Source organism: Actinomyces sp. 2119 (assembly GCF_003591215.1).
Lineage (GTDB): Bacteria > Actinomycetota > Actinomycetes > Actinomycetales > Actinomycetaceae > Actinomyces > Actinomyces lilanjuaniae.
The window spans coordinates 68470-88506 of the sequence record NZ_QYRR01000001.1 but is presented as its reverse complement, the minus strand read 5'-3'; the positions used below and the strand labels follow the sequence as shown (position 1 = coordinate 88506).

Annotated in this window: 14 protein-coding genes and 1 pseudogene; 11 read left to right on the top strand and 4 right to left on the bottom strand. The window is 69.0% G+C overall.

Going from position 1 to position 20037, the window contains the following annotated elements; genetic code table 11:
• Positions 1-127: 127 nt before the first annotated feature.
• Entirely contained in the window at positions 128-2320 is a 2193-nt protein-coding gene (gene dxs / locus D4740_RS00375; RefSeq protein WP_119834975.1) for a 1-deoxy-D-xylulose-5-phosphate synthase, read from the bottom strand.
• A gap of 346 nt (positions 2321-2666) precedes the next feature.
• On the opposite strand from dxs, the gene D4740_RS00370 reads away from it, so the two are divergent.
• The gene (locus tag D4740_RS00370) at positions 2667-4670 is read left to right on the top strand and encodes a S9 family peptidase (protein ID WP_119834974.1); all 2004 of its coding nucleotides are present in this window, start codon (positions 2667-2669) and stop codon (positions 4668-4670) included.
• 22 nt (positions 4671-4692) lie between these two features.
• Here the strand turns inward: D4740_RS00370 and D4740_RS00365 are convergent, their stop codons facing one another.
• A complete protein-coding gene (locus D4740_RS00365; RefSeq protein WP_243106986.1) occupies positions 4693-5280 on the bottom strand; it encodes a hypothetical protein in 588 nt (195 codons plus the stop codon).
• Between the two features lie 130 nt (positions 5281-5410).
• Between D4740_RS00365 and D4740_RS00360 the strand changes: the two genes are divergently transcribed.
• From D4740_RS00360 to sucB, 3 genes and pseudogenes are all read left to right on the top strand, one after another.
• The gene (locus D4740_RS00360; protein WP_119834973.1) at positions 5411-7144 is read left to right on the top strand and encodes a leucyl aminopeptidase; all 1734 of its coding nucleotides are present in this window, start codon (positions 5411-5413) and stop codon (positions 7142-7144) included.
• Between the two features lie 202 nt (positions 7145-7346).
• On the top strand, positions 7347-8720 hold the full coding sequence (gene lpdA / locus D4740_RS00355; RefSeq protein ID WP_119834972.1) for a dihydrolipoyl dehydrogenase: 1374 nt from the start codon (positions 7347-7349) through the stop codon (positions 8718-8720).
• A 58-nt stretch (positions 8721-8778) separates the two neighbouring features.
• Positions 8779-10194: pseudogene (gene sucB, locus D4740_RS00350) on the top strand (2-oxoglutarate dehydrogenase, E2 component, dihydrolipoamide succinyltransferase); the annotation flags it as partial.
• Between the two features lie 127 nt (positions 10195-10321).
• Here sucB and D4740_RS00345 read toward each other — a convergent pair.
• Complete coding sequence (locus D4740_RS00345) at positions 10322-12061, bottom strand: protein kinase domain-containing protein (protein WP_243106985.1); 1740 nt, start codon at positions 12059-12061, stop codon at positions 10322-10324.
• 104 nt (positions 12062-12165) lie between these two features.
• Between D4740_RS00345 and lipB the strand changes: the two genes are divergently transcribed.
• The 7 genes from lipB (at position 12166) to D4740_RS00310 (ending at position 19272) form a co-directional block, all read left to right on the top strand.
• Positions 12166-12912 (top strand): lipoyl(octanoyl) transferase LipB, encoded by a 747-nt coding sequence (gene lipB / locus D4740_RS00340; RefSeq protein ID WP_119834969.1) that lies wholly within the window; start codon positions 12166-12168, stop codon positions 12910-12912.
• A 109-nt stretch (positions 12913-13021) separates the two neighbouring features.
• Positions 13022-14062: a lipoyl synthase gene (locus tag D4740_RS00335; protein ID WP_119834968.1), complete on the top strand. Its 1041-nt coding sequence runs from the start codon at positions 13022-13024 to the stop codon at positions 14060-14062.
• A 46-nt stretch (positions 14063-14108) separates the two neighbouring features.
• Complete coding sequence (locus tag D4740_RS00330) at positions 14109-14831, top strand: DUF4191 domain-containing protein (RefSeq protein WP_119834967.1); 723 nt, start codon at positions 14109-14111, stop codon at positions 14829-14831.
• A gap of 124 nt (positions 14832-14955) precedes the next feature.
• Positions 14956-16380: a type I glutamate--ammonia ligase gene (glnA, locus tag D4740_RS00325; RefSeq protein WP_119834966.1), complete on the top strand. Its 1425-nt coding sequence runs from the start codon at positions 14956-14958 to the stop codon at positions 16378-16380.
• 94 nt (positions 16381-16474) lie between these two features.
• The gene (locus D4740_RS00320; protein WP_119834965.1) at positions 16475-17392 is read left to right on the top strand and encodes a transporter substrate-binding domain-containing protein; all 918 of its coding nucleotides are present in this window, start codon (positions 16475-16477) and stop codon (positions 17390-17392) included.
• A gap of 9 nt (positions 17393-17401) precedes the next feature.
• The gene (locus D4740_RS00315; RefSeq protein ID WP_119834964.1) at positions 17402-18406 is read left to right on the top strand and encodes an amino acid ABC transporter permease; all 1005 of its coding nucleotides are present in this window, start codon (positions 17402-17404) and stop codon (positions 18404-18406) included.
• On the top strand, positions 18403-19272 hold the full coding sequence (locus D4740_RS00310; protein WP_119834963.1) for an amino acid ABC transporter ATP-binding protein: 870 nt from the start codon (positions 18403-18405) through the stop codon (positions 19270-19272). Before D4740_RS00315 ends, D4740_RS00310 begins: the two co-directional genes overlap by 4 nt.
• A gap of 85 nt (positions 19273-19357) precedes the next feature.
• Here the strand turns inward: D4740_RS00310 and D4740_RS00305 are convergent, their stop codons facing one another.
• Complete coding sequence (locus tag D4740_RS00305; RefSeq protein WP_119835219.1) at positions 19358-20005, bottom strand: histidine phosphatase family protein; 648 nt, start codon at positions 20003-20005, stop codon at positions 19358-19360.
• Between the last annotated feature and the right edge of the window lie 32 nt (positions 20006-20037).

Sequence of the window (20037 nt, the reverse complement as noted above, 5' to 3'; positions counted from 1 at the left end):
GCGATGACTCACAGGAAGCCCGCCAGCACCGCCGTGCGGGGACAAAGGTCCCGGCCCGGGGCGATCCCGCTCGCGGGGCAGCAGGACGACGGAGCAGCTGGCTGATGCCAGGCGGGGCAAGGCGTCGTCAGGCCCTGGCCGCAGGCGGGGCAGACGTGTCGGAGCGCAGCCGGGTCGCCGGGTTAGGACGGGCGTCCCACGGCAGCGCTGTCAGCGCTGCCGCGTCACGACGGCCCGGCACCAGGACGTCCAGTGTCGTGCGGGTGGCCGTGACGATGCCCTCGGCGTCCATGGACAGCTCGCGGAGCAGCTGTGAGCGGGTGTCCGTGCCCACGAAGGCGCGGGGGACCCCCAGGCGCTTGAAGACCGGGCCGCCGCCCGCACCGACACTGAGCGGACCGTGTCCTGCCCCGGCGCCGGCACCGCGCACGGCAGCAGTCTCGACGGCGGTCTCGACGGCGTCGCGCAGCTGGGAGCCGATACCGCCCTCGACCAGGCCGTCCTCGACGACCACGACGAGGTCGGCAGCCGCTGCGGCGCTGACCAGAGGAGACGGTACGGGCACGACCCAGTGCGGGTGCACCACCGTGACGGCCGGGGCGACCCCGCCCGCCAGCCCCGCCTGGCCCTGCGCAGGCACCGGCCAGGCGCCGCCCAGCCGCCGCCCGGCCTCGGCCGCGGCCGCGGCCATGGCACCCACGCCGACAATAAGCACCCGGGGAGCGTCAGGACCGTCTCCCGGCTCCTCCACGAGCACGTCCACCGCGTCGAAGGGGCCGTGGCCGCCGTCAAGGTCGTCGAGCACACGCAGGGCGGGCAGCGGGTCAGGCAGCTCCCCCTTGGGGTAGCGCACCACGGTAGGTGCGTCCCCGACGCTGACCGCGTGGCGTAGCGCGGCCCGCATCGTGTCCTCGTCTCGGGGAGCAGCCAGGTGCAGCCCGGGAACGTGAGCCATGAGGGCCATGTCCCACATACCGTGGTGGCTGGGCCCGTCGGTACCGGTCAGCCCTGCCCGGTCCAGGACGATCGTGACCCCGGCCCGGTGGAGGGCGACGTCCATGAGCACCTGGTCAAAGGCCCGGTTGAGGAAGGTGGCGTACAGGGCCACCACCGGGTGCATGCCCGCGTAGGCCATGCCCGCGCTGGCCGTCAGGGCGTGCTGCTCGGCGATACCCACGTCCACGACTCGCTCGGGCATCTCGTCGGCCAGGGGCTGGAGCCCCACCGGCGCCTGCATGGCCGCGGTCACCGCCACGACCCGCTCGTCACGCCTGGCCATGGCCAGGACCTCCTCGGCAAAGACGGCCGTCCAGCCGAAGCGCTCAGCCACCACAGGCAGGCCGGTCTCCGGGTGGATCCGCCCCACGGCGTGGAACCGGTCCGCCACGTGCTCCTCCGCTGGAGTGTAGCCGCGGCCTTTCTGGGTGATGACGTGGACGATCACCGGCTCGGAGTACTCGCGCGCCCGAGTGAGGGCAAACTCCAGCGCGGTGATGTCGTGGCCGTCCACCGGTCCGGTGTACTTGATGCCCAGGTCCTCGAAGAAGGCCGAGGGCACCAGCACGTCCTTGAGTCCCCGCTTGAGACCGTGGAGGGCGTCGTAGGCCGCTCGTCCAGGCGGGCCCTGGGCGAGCAGGGCGCGCCTGACCCCGGCTAGCACACGCTCGTAGCCGGGGTTGGTACGCAGCGCGTCGAGGTGGTGGGCCAGCCCGCCGATCGTGGGCGCGTAGGAGCGTCCGTTGTCGTTGACGACAATGACCAGGTGCCTGTCGGAGGAGACCGCGATGTTGTCCAGCGCCTCCCAGGCCATCCCCCCGGTCATGGCACCGTCACCGATGACGGCGACCACGTGGCGGTCCTCCTCGCCTCGTAGCCGGTGCGCGCGGGCCACGCCGTCAGCCCAGGACAGGGAGGTCGAGGCGTGGGAGTTCTCCACCACGTCGTGCACCGACTCCGCCCGCGAGGGGTACCCGGACAGGCCGCCCCGCTCCCGCAGTCGGCTAAAGTCCTGGCGGCCCGTCACCAGCTTGTGGACGTAGGCCTGGTGACCCGTGTCGAAGATGATCATGTCACGAGGGGAGCGGAAGGTGCGGTGGAGAGCCAGCGTCAGCTCCACCACCCCGAGGTTGGGACCCAGGTGCCCGCCGGTGCGCGCTACGCTGGCCACCAGGAAGCCACGGATCTCAGCGGCCAGGGCCACCAGCTCGTCACTGGTGAGCCGGTCCAGGTCACGGGGCTGGCCCACCAGGCCCAGCACGGGCCCAACGGCCTGCGGGCGGTCTGTGCGGCCATGGTGCTCACGGTGCTGGGCAGCAGGCAACAGGCGTCCCCCTCACTCTCTTTTCTGATCATCTTCCACTCCCCCGGGCGGAACCGCGGACACGGCCCGCAGCCCGGGACGGCCCCGCGCCGCCGACCCGGCTCTACCGGCGCTGCGCGGTCCCGCTGACCGGGAAGGTACAGGTACCTCAGCATAGGCGCACCTGCGCCCACAACGCCCCCTCTGCCGAGGTGGGAAGCCCTGCGCCGGGTGGCAGGCGCGCTCGCACCGTGTCACCCGGCTCACGCCAGCCAGCACCAGCCACTATGGTGGGCACCGGCCCCAGCAGCCCCGTCACCGCCCGGCACGTCCCAGGGGCCGCCTCGCCCCGCTCCAAGGAGGAACCATGAGCACCACCGCGCCCTACGGCACCTGGCCCTCACCGATCGCACCGGGCACCATCACCACCCGGACCGTGCGGCTGTCCCAGGTGCGCGTGGACGGCGGAGACACCTACTGGGTGGAGCAGCGCGCCTCGCAGGCGGGACGCAACGTCCTGCTGCGCCGCGACGCGGACGGACAGGTCGGTGAGGTGCTGCCGCTTACCCCCGCTGACGAGCTCGTCGACGCTCGCACCCGCGTCCACGAGTACGGAGGACGGGCCTACGCCGTGGACAGCGGTATCGTGGTCGTCTCCCACGCCAGGGACGGCCGTCTCTACCGCTATGACGTCGCCCACCGTATCCGGGGCCTCGTCCCCCTCACTATCTACGGTGAAGTTCGTCACGGCGACCTGGAAATCGATACTGCCCGCGGCCTTGTCTACGCCGTCAGAGAGGACCACCGGGGCGAGGGTGAGCCGGTCAACACCTTGGTAGCCGTCCCCCTGGACGGCTCCGCGGCCCGCGACGACACCCCTGTGCGCACCCTCGTCTCAGGCACCGACTTCGTGGTCTCCCCCACCCTGTCCCCTGACGGCAGGCTGCTGGCCTGGATCACCTGGGACCACCCGGGGATGCCGTGGGACAACGCCTCCCTGCACGTGGGCGAACTGATGCCAGACGGCTCCCTGGGCGAGCAGACCGTCCTGGACGGGGGCCGCGGCAGCTCTGTGGCCGAGCCACGCTGGACCGAAGAGTGCGACCTGGTGCACAGCTCGAACTCCTCCGGCTGCTGGAACCTCTACCGGACCGAGGGCTTCCCCCGCCGGGGCACCAGCGGGGACCGCTGGACCACCGCCCTGCGCACCCGCGCCCTCCACCCCGCGGACGCCTCCTTCAGCTACCCGGCCTGGCAGCTGGGACCGCACTCCTACGACGTCCTCGACAACGAGCGCCTCATCACCTCCTGGTCACGCGACGCCGTCTCGCACCTGGGAACCATCAAGCTGGCCAACGGGGAGCTCGAGGAGTGGAACGTCGGCTGGCAGCCGCTGGGCAACGTCGCCTCCTCCGAGGGGCGGGTCGTCATGCTGGCCTCCAACGAGCTGGCGCTGCCCAGCATCGTCGAGGTCAGGAACAGCCGTGTCCAGGTCCTGCGTGACTCCGGGGAGTTCCGCCCTGACAGCGCTGGCGTGTCCCTCCCCACTCCTGTGTCCTGGCCCACCAGCGACGGGGCCACGGCCCACGGCTTCTACTACCCACCGGCCTCCGCCACCCACGTCGGGCCCGCCGACGAGCTGCCCCCGCTGATCGTCAACGCCCACGGAGGACCCACGGCCTCGGCCTGGCCGGGCTATGACCTGCGGATCCAGTACTGGACCAGCCGCGGCTTCGCCTACCTGGACGTCAACTACCGCGGCTCAACAGGCTACGGCACCGACTACCGCAGGTCCTTGGAGGGCAACTGGGGCGTCTACGACGCCGACGACTGCGTCACGGGCGCACAGTTCCTTATCGACTCAGGCACCGTGGACGGCTCCCGGGTCGCGATCCGCGGGTCCTCCGCCGGAGGCTTCACGGCCCTGTCTGCCCTGGTCCGCTCCCGGGTCTTCACCGCGGCCGCCTCCAGCTCCGGCGTTGCCGACCTGACCCGCCTGGTACGCACTACCCACAAGTTCGAGTCCTGCTACATCGGCCAGCTTCTCGGCACCCAGGACACTGACGACCCGGTCATGACCGAGCGCAGCCCCATCAACCACGTCGAGGAGATCACCGCGCCTCTCCTGCTGCTTCAGGGGTCCGAGGACCCTGTCGTCCCCGCCGAGCAGGCCACCCTCATGTACGAGGCCCTGCTGGCCCAGGGCGCCCCGGTCGCCCTGGAGATCTTCCACGGAGAGGGCCACGGGCTGCGCACGGCTGCCAGCATCCGCCGCCAGTACGAGGCCGAACTCAGCTTCTTCCGGCAGGTCTGGGGCATTGAGGCCGCAGCCGAGGACGGCGCAGCCGTCCACGTCGCCAACCTGAGCTAGGACCTGGCTAGGGCGGCTAGGGCTAGGCCTGCTGGCCCCCTTCCTCTTGATCTCCTGGAGAGACCCCTGACGAGGGCTCTGCGGCGGGGACACCCCCCGCCTCCCGGTGCGCCTCGTACACTGCACGAGAGCGCTCTGTGAGCGTGTCGGACAGCTCGGTCATCCGTTCCGCGTTGACCACGATACGCCTGGGATCGGACATCCACATCCACACCGCTGCCACGACCGGCAGGAGCAGGGGGAGGTAGCCCAGCGACCTGCCGCCGTCAGACCACACCAACACATCCAGGCCCGTATACGTGGGTGACAGGGACAGCGCCCCGATGAGGATCTCCATGGTCGCCAGCGCGGCCAGGCTCATCCAGCCGACGTTGCGCATCCGGCGCCCGTTGTGCGCCACGGAGACCGACAGCAGCAGGTAGAGCAGGCCACCGAGGGCGTTGAAGGACTCCAGCAGGGGCGCCTCGTCAGGACGGCGCACCAGGGCCAGCAGGGCCGGCCCCAGGATGGCCGCCCCAAAGGCTGCGAAGACCACGACGAGGATCCTCCCCCACCCGTAGGCGGGCCGACGCGTGTCCCTCACTGTGCGCACCCGGGGGCGCTCTTCCATAAATATCCCAGCCTCTCAAGGGTCCTGGAGCAGCAGACGCACCTGTTCCATTCTCCGGCCGACCCTGCAACCAGCCAGCAGCCGCCTGGTCGGGCACTGCCCCGTCGCGGCTGACGCTACCATTCGTCTCGTGACCACAGTCAGCCTCTCCTCCTTCCTTCCCTCCGGCTCCGCGGCTGATGCCGTCGACGTCCTGGTTCTGGCCGCTGCCCCCGGCCGGGAGGCCGCCGAGCTCGTGACGGGCGGGACGCTGCCACGCATGAGCGACGGCACCGCCGTTATCGACACCGACGCGCTGGAGGCCCTCCTACCTACCCTTGGGTTCTCGGCGGAGCAGGACGCCGTGGTCCGGGTCCCCGCCAGCGCGGTACGCCCTACCGCGCACCGCGGGCAAGAGACACTTCTCACCCAGCCGACCACGCCCCCGCAGCAGACCGTGCCCACGGCTGCCTCCACGGTCCTGGTGGTCGGCCTGGGACGGTCCTGGCACCTGCTCAGCACCGAGCCGGATGCTCCTGGCCCCCTGCCCGACGACGCCCCGGCCCTGGGTGAGGACCGGCTCGGTCTCCTGCGGCGGGCGGCCGGACGGGCCACGCGCGCCCTGGGTGGCACCTCCCACGTCGCCATGGCGCTGCCGACGCAGGACCTCGCCCAGCTGCGCAGCGTGTGTGAGGGAGCCCTGCTGGGAGCCTACTCCTGGAGAGCACGCGCGAAGCAGCCTGCGCAAACCGTTCCAGGCAGCGCAGCCGCCACGACCCAGGCGCTCAAGACCCCCTCACCGGACTCACCAGAGGTGTCGGCAGCACCCGTGGACAAGATCCTCCTGCTCTCCCCGCTGGCCCGCGACGACACCACCCAGCAGGCCCACCAGGTCGTGGAGGAGGCGCGCGTCCTGGCGCAGGCCACGTCCCTGGCCAGGGACCTGGTCAACGAGCCTGCCAACTGGCTGTCCCCGTCGGCCCTTGCCCAGCGGGCCGCCCAGATGGGCCAGGATGCCTCACTGGAGGTCACCGTCTGGGACGAGGAAGCCCTGGCTCGGGAGGGTCTCGGCGCCCTGCTCGGGGTGGGCCAGGGCTCCTCGCGCCCCCCACGCCTGGTGCGCCTGCGGTGGGACCCGCCTACGGCGCGCACTCACACGGCGCTGGTAGGAAAGGGGATCACCTTTGACTCCGGCGGCCTGTCCCTCAAGCCGCCCGCCGCCATGCCGGACATGAAGTCCGACATGGCGGGAGCGGCCGCCGTCCTGGCCACCGTGCTGGCCGCCTCCCGTCTGAGCCTGCCGGTGCGGGTCACGGCATGGCTAGCCCTGGCGGAGAACATGCCGGGCCCCGAGGCCCAGCGCCCTGGCGACGTCGTCATCACGGCTGACGGCACCTCCGTGGAGGTCACCAACACCGACGCCGAGGGACGCCTGGTCATGGCCGACGCCCTGGCCCTGGCGGTAGCGGAGGCGCCCGACCGCGTCATTGACGTGGCGACCCTGACCGGAGCCCAGGTCGTGGCCCTGGGTGAGCGCGTGTGTGCCGTCATGGGAACACCGGCTGTACGCGACGAGGTCGTCGCCGCTGCCAGGCGGGCGGGAGAGGCCTTCTGGCCTATGCCACTGCCCGCCTACCTGCGCAGCAGCCTGGAGTCTCCCGTCGCTGACCTGCGCAACGCCAAGGTCGGCAGCCGCGCCGCGGGAATGCTCACTGCCGGGCTGTTTCTTCGGGAGTTTGTGGGGTCCACGCCCTGGGCGCACCTGGACGTGGCCGGTCCCGCCTTCAACGGCTCTGCTCCGTGGGGCCTGACTCCCGTCGGCGGAACCGGAGTGGGAGTTGCCACACTGACAGAACTCCTCTGTACCCAGGCACGGAATCCATAGGGACACAGCACGCGGACACCTCTCTACAGTGACGCGTCGCATAGTAATGTGGGGACCTGGTCGGGGACGGCATCCGCGTTTAGAGGGTGCGCCGTGCAGGCGGATGGAACAATAACAACGCGGGTGCCGGGCCGCCTCGCAGCGGCACGTACGCCGATACCAGCGACTACCAGCAACCTAGCGAGCTGAGGAGAGTAGACTCGTGACAGACACTGTGTACGACATGGTCATCCTGGGAGCTGGCTCAGGTGGGTACGCAGCCGCCCTGCGCGGTGCCCAGCTGGGGCTTAGTGTGGCCCTGGTAGAGGCCGACAAGGTGGGAGGGACCTGCCTGCACCGCGGCTGCGTGCCCACCAAGGCGCTCCTCCACGCGGCAGAGACGGCTGACGCCGTGCGCGAGGCGGGAGCCGTCGGCGTACGCGCCTCCCTGGAGGGTGTGGACATGGCCGCCGTCCAAAAGTACAAGGACGGCATCGTCTCCCGGATGTACAAGGGGCTTGAGGGCCTGGTGTCCTCCCGCGGGATCGAGGTCGTCCAGGGGTGGGGCAGACTGGTGTCCAGCGACACCGTCGAGGTGGACGGGCGTCGCCTGACCGGGAGGAACGTCGTCCTGGCCTCGGGATCCTTCTCCAAGACCATCGGCCAGGAGGTCTCCGGACCGGTCATGACCTCCGAGGAGGCCCTGGCGCTCGACCACGTCCCGGCCTCAGCCGTCATCCTGGGCGGAGGAGTCATCGGCGTCGAGTTCGCCTCGGCGTGGGCGTCGCTGGGAAGCCAGGTGACCATCATCGAGGGGCTGCACCACCTGGTTCCCAACGAGGACGAGGCCGTCTCCAGGCAGCTGGAGCGGGCCTTCCGCAAGCGCGGTATCGCTTTCCGGACCTCTACCATGTTCGAGTCGGTGGACCGCCACGAGGGCGGGGTGAGCGTCCGTACCGCGGACGGGGCGACCTTTGATGCCGAGGTCCTCCTCATCGCGGTGGGCCGCGGGCCGGCCACTCAGGGCCTGGGCTATGAGGAGGCCGGGGTGTCCATGGACCGTGGCTTCGTCCTGACTGACGGGTACGGTCGCACTAACGTCGAGGGCGTGTGGGCGGTGGGAGACATCGTCCCGGGAGTCCAACTGGCCCACCGCGGCTTCGCCCAGGGGATCGTGGTCGCGGAGAAGATCGCTGGTCTGGATCCCCGCCCGGTCGAGGACGATCTGGTCCCCAAGGTGACCTTCTGCGAGCCGGAGATCGCCTCAGTCGGCCTGTCAGAGGCCCGGGCCGTGGAGCTCCACGGCAGGGACAACGTCACTACCGCGGAGTTCAACGTTGCGGGCAACGCCAAGAGCCAGATCCTAGGCACCCAGGGCTTTGTCAAGCTAGTCTCCCTCAAGGACGGCCCGGTCCTGGGCTTCCACGCGGTGGGTGCCCGCATGGGCGAGCAGGTCGGCGAGGGGCAGCTGATGGTCTCCTGGGAAGCGGACGCCGACGACGTAGCCGCCCTGGTCCACGCGCACCCCACCCAGAACGAGACGCTCGGGGAGGCCGCCATGGCCCTGGCGGGCAAGCCGCTGCACAACCACGGATGACCCGGGACGACCCTGGTCAGTAGAGCCGTTCCGGTCAGTCAAGGTCAGTCAAGGAAGGAAGACAGGAATGTCCGAGTCCGTCAAGATGCCCGCTCTGGGCGAGTCAGTGACCGAGGGGACGGTCTCGTCCTGGCTCAAGGCCGTAGGAGACACCGTCGAGGTCGACGAGCCGCTGCTGGAGGTGGCCACGGACAAGGTTGACACTGAGGTGCCGTCTCCCGTGTCCGGCACGGTCCTGGAGATCCTCGTCGCTGAGGATGAGACTGCTGAGGTCGGGACGGTCCTGGCCGTCATCGGTGACCCGGCCGAGGCCGGAGGCTCCCCCCAGCCCTCTGCTCCTGAGCAGGAGCCCGCCGCACCAGCGCAGGAGCCAGGCGCCTCAGCAGGCTCCCAGGCCCAGGAGGTCCCGCAGGACGAGGCTCCTGCCCCCGGACCCGCAGCCCCCGAGAGCTCCAGTGCCTCCCAGCAGGAGGAGGTCGCGTCTGAGGCCACAGCGGCAGCACCGGCCGCCTACGTCACCCCGATCGTGCGCAAGCTGGCTCGGGACGCAGGGGTGGACCTGCTGACCGTTACCGGCACGGGTGTCGGAGGACGTATTCGCAAGCAGGACGTCGAGGCTGCGGCTCAGGCGCAGGAGGAGGCCCGGCAGGCTGCTGCCCGCACCCAGGAGACCGCCGCCACTGCCCCCACCACCGAGGCCGCTCCCGCTGGCGCCCCTGCGACCGGTGCCTCGACCAGGCCGCAGGTCGATACGCTCCTGCGAGGCAGGCGGGAGAAGATGAGTCGTCTGCGCCAGGTCATCTCCGAGCGCATGCTGACCTCCCTGCAGACCTCTGCTCAGCTGACGACGGTGGTGGAGGTGGACGTCACGCGGGTGGCGGCCCTGCGCGCCCAGGCCAAGGACGACTTCCTGGCCCGCAACGGCACCAAGCTGACCTTCCTGCCCTTCTTCGTCCAGGCGGCCACTGAGGCGCTCAAGGCTCACCCCAAGCTCAACGCCTCGATCGAGGGCAAGGAGGTCGTCTACCACGACGTGGAGCATGTCGGCATCGCCGTGGACACGCCGCGCGGCCTGCTGGTCCCCGTAGTCAAGAACGCCGGCGACCTCAACATCGTCGGTCTGGCCAGGCGGATCAACGACCTGGCTGCCCGCACACGGGACAACGCTGTCAACCCTGACGAACTGTCTGGCTCTACCTTCACGGTGACCAACACCGGCTCGGGCGGAGCTGTGCTCGACACCCCGATCATCAACCAGCCGGAGGTTGCGATCCTGGGCCTGGGGGCGATCCAGAAGCAGCCTCGGGTCATCAAGGACGCGGACGGCAACGAGGTCATCGCCATCCGCTCTGTGTGCTACCTGTCGCTGTCCTACGACCACCGCCTGGTGGACGGTGCCGATGCCTCACGCTACCTCATGACGGTCAAGAGCCGTCTTGAGGAGGGTGACTTCCGCAGCGACCTGGGGCTGTAGTAGACGCCGCAAGAAACCGCTGAGCGGTGCACGCGGGCAGGGCCTGGTGAGCCAGCAGAGCTGGCTCACCAGGCCCTGCTTGTCTCCTCAAGACTCCTCCCCGCCCTGCGCCCCCTGCCTTCTTCTTTCATAGGTCGTAGGAGCGCACCTCCGCCACCCTCCACGGGTGTGGAACCAGGACAAGAACTACCTGGCGAGCGGCCTGGGCCGGGACCGTCCTGTGAGTCCCGGCGCTGACCCGCCCAGACGGGGCCTGAGACTGGGTGACCACCACGGCCCGCGCGCCAGGCCAGCTCGTACCAGCGGGCACCTCTACCTCAGCAATCTGGCTCACGGATGTGGTCATGTCGGTCACGGTCTCTCCCGCGGCCAGCAGATCGCGCATGATCTGCGCATCCGCAGCAGCGGCTGGCGAGCCCGGCACCGTGGTCGCAGCCAGGGCCTCCTCGTCGCCGTCCATAAGCGCCTGGTCACGAGCCGCAGCCAGGGAGACCACCACGCTGACCAGGCTTTCCTCTGTCTCCTGCCGGGCTGGCCCCTGCTGCTCCTCTGGCGCCGCCGGGGTGGCACCTGACCCCTGGGAAGTCTCGCGCGTCGCTTCCTGGGAGACCTGAGCGGGCAGGGATGCAGCAGTCCGGGAGCCCTGGTCCGGTTCTTCTGCTGCAGCCCCCGGTGGCGTGGCCGTCACCGTGTCTGCCCTCAGGGCAGACAGATAGCCTGCCAGAGGCCCGCCCGGCCCTTGAAGAACTTGAAGAACCAGGACTGCTACCACGGCCGCCGCCACGGCAGCTGCGCCCAGGAGGCAGGAGGTCCGCGCCACCGCTGGGACTTCCCCGCCCCGTCGGCAGGCGCGGTGGCGGCCGCCTCCCCGGGAAGACCCCTCACCACGGCGGGACCGGGGACCACAACGTCGTGCACGACCCGCACGTCCTGAGACGGGCAGCGAGTACCACCGGGAAGGTCCCTGTCGCGACCGGGGTCCTACGACTCGCGTGGGTGCGTCAGCGGCCGCACGCAACGAACCGGCCGCCAGGCGGGCGCCGTCGGGCAGGTCAACTCCCCGGGGCTGCCCCAGCTGGGCTGAGCGGGCGGCGAGATCGCGCGCACTGGGACGGTCCTCGGGAGCACTGCTGAGCGCGTCCGCCAGGAGCCGGTCCACGCGGCGTGCCCGACGGCCGTCACCAGCGGCACCACCAGCACCGGCACACTGCCGCAGCAGGGCAGCCAGGGCATAGACATCGGCAGCCGGTGTGGCGGGGCCGCCAGAGCGCCGTTCAGGCGGAGCGCAGTCTCCTGTTCCCGCCTCCATGACTGAGCCAAAAAGGTCGATGAGAACCGGACGCCCCTCCTGCGTGACTACCACATTACCTGCGGAGACATCCCCGTGGACGCAGCCGTGCTCGTGCAGGTGGGCCAGGGCCGATCCGAGCTCGTCAAGCAGCAGCGCGAGCTGGGAAGCCGACAGCCTACCCCGGGCGGCCAAGACGACATCAAGGCTCACACCGTCCACCAGGTCCACGGCGACACCGACGTGGTGGGACGGGAGGGCGACGACATGGCGTACCGCCACCAGCGCCCTGTGCCGCAGGCTGCGCAGCCCGGCCAGCCTGCGCAGTGCCGCTGCGCCACCAACGCCTTCTGGCAGCGGCAGGACCCGGAGGACCACGTCCCTCCCCTGCGGGTCCACACAGCGCCGTGGAGACGTGGCCCCAGCTCGTCGACCCAGCGCCGAGCCGACACTAAAACCTGCTGCCGCCAGGACCTGGAGAGCCTGGTCCGCCGGAGCCTCCCCGCGAGGAGCACCCACGCCCCCGCCACCCGTCCAGCCAGCCGCCAGACGGCTTTCTAGGTACCTGTCCCGTGCCATACCCGGCATCCTCCATGCCCGGCACCGCCGACGTCCACGCCGCCCTGGCCACCTGTGGACTACGGTCTCTCACGTACGACCGCTGGGTGGCATAGGCTGGAGGCGTGCAGCGCTGGGATGTCGACCTAGGGAGCAGACTCGTGCCCTTCGAGGAGGGCTGGCAGCTGCAGCGAGCCGTGCACGCAGAGGTTGTGGCCGGCACGCGTCCCAGCACCCTGCTACTGATGGAGCACGAGGCTGTCTACACCGTGGGCAGGCGTGCCCACTCCTGGGAACGACCTCAGGGCAGCCGTGTCGGGCCCGCCCAGGTGCCCGTGGTCGAGGTAGACCGTGGGGGGAAGACAACCTGGCACGGGCCTGGCCAGCTGACGGTCTACCCGATCCTGCGCCTGGCCGTCCCGGTCGACGTCATCCGGTACGTCCGCGCCCTGGAGGAGGCGGTCATGCAGGTGTGCACTAGCCTGGGGATGACCACCCGCCAGGTCGAGGGTCGCACTGGGGTCTGGGTGCCGGGCGACCCTCAGGCATCGGCGGCGGTACGGCGTGAGGACCGTAAAATCTGCGCCCTGGGGGTACGCGTGGCCCGGGGAGTGACGATGCACGGTATCGGCCTCAATGTGAGCCCGGACCTGGAGGCGTTCTCCCTGGAGCGGATCCTGCCCTGCGGGATCACGGACGCCGGGGTGACCTCGGTAAGCGCTGAGACCGGTCGCCAGCTGCGGGCAGCCGACCTCGCCGACGCGGTGTCCCACGCCCTCACCTCCCGCCTCAGTCCCCTGGTGGCAGACCCCACGTCCTGCCCCGCCCCTGACGTAGGCACAAGGTCCTACCTCTCGGCTGCCGAGGCATAGAATAGACGGTGTTGTGCACCGCTGCTACAGGCCGGACACGGACCGGCAGGTAGGCACAGACGAGCACAGACGAGGCAGATGCTGAGGAGACACGGAAGGAGAACTTGCTGTGGCCAGCCCAGCCAGCCCGGACGCCGTCGCCCCGGAGGGTCGTCGGCTGCTGCGCGTCGAGGCGCGCAACGCCAGGACCCCGATCGAGTCCAAGCCTGAGTGGCTCAGAACCAGGGCCGTGGTCTCGCAGACCTACCAGGACGTCCAGGGCCTGGTACAGGAGAAGAACCTGCACACGGTCTGTGCCGAGGCCAACTGCCCCAATATCTATGAGTGCTGGAACGACCGCGAGGCCACCTTCCTCGTGGGGGGCCAGGTATGCACCCGACGCTGCGACTTCTGCGACATCGCCACAGGACGTCCCACCAGATATGACGAGGACGAGCCGCGCCGGGTAGCCGCCTCGGTCCAGGAGATGGGGCTGCGCTACGCCACAGTCACCGGCGTGGCCCGGGACGACCGGCCCGACGGCGGGGCCTGGCTGTACGCGGAGACAGCCCGCCAGATCCACTCGACGTGCCCCGGCACCGGTGTCGAGCTGCTGGTGCCGGACTTCCGGGGGAACCCACAGGCGCTGGCCGAGGTGTTCTCCTCCCGGCCGGAGGTGCTGGGCCACAACTTGGAGACGGTACCCCGGATCTTCAAGCGCATCCGTCCCGCATTCTCCTACCAGGGCAGCCTGGACGTCATCACGGCGGCCTCCGAGGCCGGGCTGGTGACCAAGTCCAACCTGATTCTGGGCATGGGAGAGACCCGTGAGGAGACTGAGGCGGCCATGCAGGCGCTGGTCGAGGCCCGCTGTGACATCCTCACGATCACCCAGTACATGCGCCCCTCCATGCTTCACCACCCGATCGACCGCTGGGTCAAGCCGCAGGAGTTCGTCGAGCTCAGTAAGTTGGCGGAGCAGATGGGCTTCGCTGCCGTCATGAGCGGACCGATGGTGCGCTCCTCCTACCGGGCCGGCATGCTGTGGGGCCGGGCTATGGTCAGCCGCGGGTGGCGGATCCCCCCCGCCCTGGCTGACCTGGCCGAGCCCGTGACAGCCCGCCAGGAGGCCTCACGGGTCGTGGCCCGCCAGCTTGCCACCGCTTCCTAGCCCTCCGCGTTCAGCACAGATCTGCGCCGTCGTCTATGGTGTGGACGTGAGCAGCGACCAGACCTCCCGGCCACGGCGGCTTCACCGAGTGAGGCGCGCCCTGCAGAACATCAGGGACTCCTACACGATCTCCCGACGCACCTACCCCTGGGTGGGATGGGCGATGCTGGGCTCTGCCGTCGCCCTTGTCGGCCTTGCCGTGTGGGTCTCGGTGCTCAGCAGCCAGCCGCTGTGGTACTGGCTTCCCCTGGCGGTCCTCCTGGCCCTGACCGTCTGCATGGTCATCCTCTCCCTGACTGTGCGTCGCGCCTCCTACACTCAGCTGGAGGGGACGCCGGGAGCGGCCAAGGCTGTCCTGGACCAGGCTGGCCGGGGCTGGTACGTCGAGTCGCAGCCGGTCGCCGTCTCACCGAGGACCATGGACCTGGTCTGGCGCATGGTGGGTCGCCCGGGCGTGGTCCTCGTCGCCGAGGGCGCCGTCTCCCATACCCGACGTATGCTGGAGGAGGAGGAGCGCAAGGTGCGCCGTGTCCTGTCAACTGTGCCGGTACACGTCATCCACGTGGGTACCGGCACCGGTCAGGTTCGTCTCACGGAGCTGAGCCGGACCCTGCGCCAGCTGCCCACCAAGCCCACCCGGCTGACTGACAACGAGATCTCCCAGGTCTCCAAGCGCCTGGAGTCCCTGGCCAGCAAAGGGATGTCCATGCCCAGGGGCGTTGACCCCAGCAAGGCCCGTATCGACCGCCGGGCACTGCGCGGACGCTGAAGCACCCAGGCAGGAAACACCGAGGCAACACTGCTGGCACGCCCGCGACACGGTGGCCACCTAACGTCTGCCCGGTCACTCGACCTGTGCCACAGGCTCGTGAGAGCCCCAGCCCGGAGGAAGAATGTTCAAGGACGCATCACAGGCCCTGGCCTTCATCGACAAGGAGGACGTGGCTCTTGTCGACGTCCGCTTCTGCGACCTTCCGGGCGTGATGCAGCACTTCACCATCCCCGTCTCCGCCTTCAAGGAGGAAGCCCTGACCACGGGCCTCATGTTTGACGGGTCCTCCATCCGGGGGTTCCAGGCGATCCACGAGTCGGACATGAAGCTTGTCCCAGACGTCACAACCGCCTTCCTCGACCCCTTCCGCGCAGAAAAGACCCTGGTCATCAACTTCTCCATCGTCGACCCCTTCACCGACGAGGTCTACTCCCGCGACCCGAGGTCCATCGCCGCCAAGGCGGAGGACTACCTGCGCTCGACCGGAATCGCCGACACCTGCTACATCGGTGCCGAGGCTGAGTTCTACCTGTTCGACTCCATCGAGTACGAGTCCACACCCGCCCAGTCGCGCTACTCCATCGACTCGGCAGAGGCCGCCTGGAACTCCGGCCGCCGGGAAGAGGGCGGTAACCAGGGCTACAAGACCCGGTTCAAGAGCGGGTACTTCCCCGTCTCGCCCAACGACCAGATGGCCGACCTGCGCGACGCCATGGTGCGCACGTGCATTGGGGCAGGGCTGGATATCGAGCGCGCCCACCACGAGGTCGGGACCGCCGGCCAGCAGGAGATCAACTACCGGTTCAGCTCGCTGCTGGCCGCGGGCGACGACATGATGAAGTTCAAGTACATCATCAAGAACGTCGCGTGGCAGGCGGGGCGGACCGCTACCTTTATGCCCAAGCCGATCTTCGGGGACAACGGCTCGGGAATGCACACCCACCACTCGCTGTGGAAGGACGGCCGTCCCCTGTTCTACGACGAGCGCGGATACGGCCAGCTCTCGGACCTGGCCCGCTGGTACATTGGGGGCATCCTGGCTCATGCCCCCTCTCTGCTGGCCTTCACCAACCCCTCCGTTAACTCCTTCCACCGCCTGGTCCCGGGCTTCGAGGCCCCGGTGAACCTGGTGTACTCGGCACGCAACCGTTCTGCGTGCATCCGTATCCCGGTCACCGGTTCCTCCCCCAGGGCCAAGCGTGTGGAGTACCGGGTCCCCGACCCCTCCTCCAACCCTTACCTCTGCTTCGCTGCCGTACTCATGGCCGGGATTGACGGCATTCGCAGCCGGACCGAGCCGCAGGCCCCCGTCGACAAGGACCTCTATGAGCTGGCACCTGAGGACTACCACGACATCGCCAAGCTCCCCGTGTCCCTCGACCTGGCCCTGGAGGCCCTGGAGCAGGACCATGACTACCTCACCGAGGGCGACGTCTTCACCCCCGACCTGATCGAGACGTGGATCGACTACAAGCGGGCCTACGAGATCGAGCCGCTGCGCCTGCGTCCCCACCCCTACGAGTTCGAGCTCTACTACGACCTGTGAGCGCGAGCACCACCGGCTCGACGGGACTCGAGGCGCATGCTTATGCTACGTAGTGGATACTGTTTCTGGTCACCATGACGAGGAAGGAGCCTGCATGACGACCTGCCGCCCGCTGCTCGTAGCGGCCGTCGCCTGCCTGGTCCTGGGTGGGTGCACCCACGCAGCCGACTGGCGGGCCGACTCCTCGGCTCCCTCCACCGGGACCTACGACGTCTCAGGGATCCAGGTGCAGCCTGAGATCGCTGCCCTGCTGCCCGAGGAGGTTCTTGCGGACGGGGTCCTTGACGTGGCCGCCTCCACCGACTACGCCCCGGCCGAGTTCCTCGACACCCAGGGCAGCCCCATCGGCTATGACGTTGATCTCTCCCGGGCGGTCGCGGCGGTGCTCGGAGTCAGCTCCCAGACCCACACGGCCGAGTTCGACTCCATCATCGCTGCTGTCGGCTCCAAGTACGACGTCGGTATCTCCTCCTTCACCATCACCTCTGCCCGCACCCTGGAGGTGGACATGCTCGCCTACATCAACGTGGGCTCACGCTTCAACGTGGCCGCAGGAAATCCGGAGGGTATTGACGTCTCCGATCACCTGAACCTGTGCGGCTACACGGTGGGAGTCCAGGTCGGCACAGCCCAGGAGACCAGCATGAACGAGCTCGCGCAGTCCTGCCGGGACGCCGGCCACCCGGCGCTGTCGGTGCGGGCATACTCCACACAGTCAGAGGCAGCCACAAGCCTGGCTAGCAACGTCATCGACGCCTTGTACTCCGACTCCACCGTCGCAGACTACGCCGTGGAGCTGACCGACGGGGCGGTCCAGACCCTGGGAGAGGTCGAGGACGCCCTGCCTCAGGGCATCGTCATCTCCAAGACTGACCCGCAGCTAGCTGCTGCCCTCCAGGCGGCCGTCCAGCACCTCATGGACGAGGGGGTCTGGGAAGAGATCCTGGCTGGCTGGGGCATTGAGGACGCGGCCCTGGACACCGCCGCTCTCAACCCTGCGGTAGAAGGCTGAGACTGAGACATGGCACAATCCGAGACCACCCCGGGCACCCAGGTGGGTGCCCAACCAGGCACGAGTGAGCGCACCAGCCCGGTCAGGCTCAACGACGTCAAGCCGGTACCGCGCCCCGGGACCTGGCTCAGTGCCGCCGTGGTCCTGGTGCTGGGAGCCATGCTGGTGCACGGCCTGGTCACCAACGACAGGTTCCACTGGGACACGGTGTGGTTCTTCTTCCGCGAGGTCCGTGTCGTGCAGGCCGTGGGCTGGACCCTGCTGCTGACGTTCCTGGCCATGGTGATCGGTATCGTCCTGGCCGTGACCACGGCGGTCATGCGTCGCTCGGACAACCCGGTCCTGCGCTGGGTGGCCCTGGCCTACCTGTGGTTCTTCCGCGGGACCCCAATCTACACCCAGCTGGTGTTCTGGGGAGCGCTGTCGGCTCTCTACCAGCACCTGAGCCTGGGCGTCCCCTTCGGTCCCGAGCTGCTGACCTTCAGGACGACCTCAGTCTTCACCCCCTTTGTGGCGGCCGTCGTCGGCCTGGGGATCAACGAGGGGGCCTACCTCTCCGAGATCGTGCGCTCGGGGCTCAACTCGGTAGACAGGGGCCAGAGCGAGGCTGCAGGTGCCCTGGGCATGTCCCAGTCCCAGATCCTGCGTCGCATCGTCCTGCCCCAGGCCATGCGCGTCATCGTGCCTCCTACCGGCAACGAGACGATCTCCATGCTCAAGACGACCTCCCTGGTCCTGGCCGTGCCCTTCACCCTGGACCTCACCTTTGTGACAAACTCCTACGCCTCCATGACCTACCAGACGATCCCGCTGCTCATCGTGGCCGCCCTGTGGTACATCATTATCACCTCGCTGCTCATGGTCGGTCAGCACTTCATCGAGCGCTACTACGGGAGGGGCTTCGACAATGGCTCCCCCTCCCGGGGAGCCGGCCGACGCTCCCTGTCCGCTCGCCAGCAGGCGATCCTGGACGCCCACACCACGACCGACCGAGTCACGGAGGTCAGCCCATGACCGCGACCGGCCCCACGCCCCCGCCCCCCGCCGATCCGGGCAGCGTGCAGACGGTGCCGACGCAGGAGGCACCTGCAGCAGACAGGAAGTCAGCCGTACCGAAGGTGGAGATCACCGGTCTGCACAAGTTCTTCGGCGAGCTGCACGTACTGCGCGGTGTGAACCTGACTGTGGAGCCGGGGTCTGTCACCGTCCTCGTAGGCCCCTCAGGCTCAGGAAAGTCCACGCTGCTGCGCTGCATCAACGAGCTGGAGCAGATCGACGCCGGGCGCGTCAGGGTCGACGGTGAGCTCATGGGCATGCGTGAGGTGGTCAGGAACGGCCGGGTACGACTCCATGCCCTGCCGGACCGGGTCCGGGCCGCCCAACGGGCCAGGATCGGCATGGTCTTCCAACGCTTCAACCTATTCCCCCACATGACGGCACTGGGTAACGTCATGGAGGCACCGGTCCACGTCAGGAAGGTCCCCAAGACCCAGGCTCGGCAGCGCGGCATCGAGCTCCTGGAACGGGTGGGTCTGGCTGACCGTGTCGACCACTACCCCGCCCAGCTCTCCGGTGGCCAGCAGCAGCGGGTAGCCATCGCCCGTGCCTTGGCTATGGACCCCGAGCTGATGCTCTTCGACGAGCCGACCTCGGCCCTGGACCCCGAGCTCGTCGGTGAGGTCCTGGCCGTGATGAAGGACCTGGCGCGCTCGGGGATGACAATGGTGGTGGTGACGCACGAGATGGGCTTCGCCCGGGAGGTCGGTGACCAGCTGGTCTTCATGGACGGCGGGGTCGTGTGCGAGTCCGGATCTCCGGCACAGGTGCTGGACGCGCCTCAGGCTCAGCGGACGCGGGCCTTCCTGTCCTCAGTGCTGTGATGACATGGTGTCATAAGCGATGACTGGTGTCTGTTCCAGTCGCTGCTTCGGGCCGTTGACACCTCCCTGACTGACGGGCTGCCGCTCACGCCTCCTTGGCCCGCCACTGGCCGTCGTTCCAGCTCATAAGCCGCCACCCTTGGTGCGGGCTGCCCTCAACGACGCTCATTGCCGTGTTGTCCATGGGAGTGTGAGCCACCCAGGCCGGGTCCACTCCTGCTGCCTGGCTAGCAGCCAAGGCGGTCCACAGGCGCAGGACGGTCCCGTGAGCAACCAGGAGCGCCGTCGCGGCTGGTGGTGTCTGCGCTGCGACCTCCGTGATGACGGTGTCAAAGCGGGCAAAGGTGTCCGCACCGTCCTCCGGGGACCCGGGAACACGAGCAGCAGTACGTCCCACCATCCACGAGCGAGTCGTGTCCTTGTAGCAGCGCATCGACCGCACGTCGGTGCGCATCTCCAGGTCACCTGCCAGGACTTCTCGCAGCCCGCTGCGGACCTGTGCCTCCAGGCCCGTCGCCTCCTCCACCGGAGCGACCGTCTGACGTGCCCGCAGGATAGGAGACACCCACAGCGTGGTGATCTTACCCAGCCACCCGGCTGCCTCCAGCCTCCCGGGCAGGTCAGCGGCCTGCGCCACCCCTACGTCGTCCAGCGGGTTGCCGGGGAACCCCGTGTCCAGGGCGTTCATGACGTTGCCGATCGTACGACCGTGGCGGACAAGAAGAAGATTCACGGGCCAAGTCTGCCAGGTCTGCCAGCCCTGCC

What these genes read in the sequence shown, in the direction of transcription:
- D4740_RS00365 (WP_243106986.1), bottom strand. Translation starts at nt 5,280, where the DNA reads ATGGAAGAGCGCCCCCGGGTGCGCACAGTGAGGGACACGCGTCGGCCC.
- glnA (WP_119834966.1), top strand. Translation starts at nt 14,956, where the DNA reads ATGTTCAAGGACGCATCACAGGCCCTGGCCTTCATCGACAAGGAGGAC.
- D4740_RS00320 (WP_119834965.1), top strand. Translation starts at nt 16,475, where the DNA reads ATGACGACCTGCCGCCCGCTGCTCGTAGCGGCCGTCGCCTGCCTGGTC.
- D4740_RS00310 (WP_119834963.1), top strand. Translation starts at nt 18,403, where the DNA reads ATGACCGCGACCGGCCCCACGCCCCCGCCCCCCGCCGATCCGGGCAGC.
- D4740_RS00370 (WP_119834974.1), top strand. Translation starts at nt 2,667, where the DNA reads ATGAGCACCACCGCGCCCTACGGCACCTGGCCCTCACCGATCGCACCG.
- D4740_RS00345 (WP_243106985.1), bottom strand. Translation starts at nt 12,061, where the DNA reads ATGGCACGGGACAGGTACCTAGAAAGCCGTCTGGCGGCTGGCTGGACG.
- D4740_RS00315 (WP_119834964.1), top strand. Translation starts at nt 17,402, where the DNA reads ATGGCACAATCCGAGACCACCCCGGGCACCCAGGTGGGTGCCCAACCA.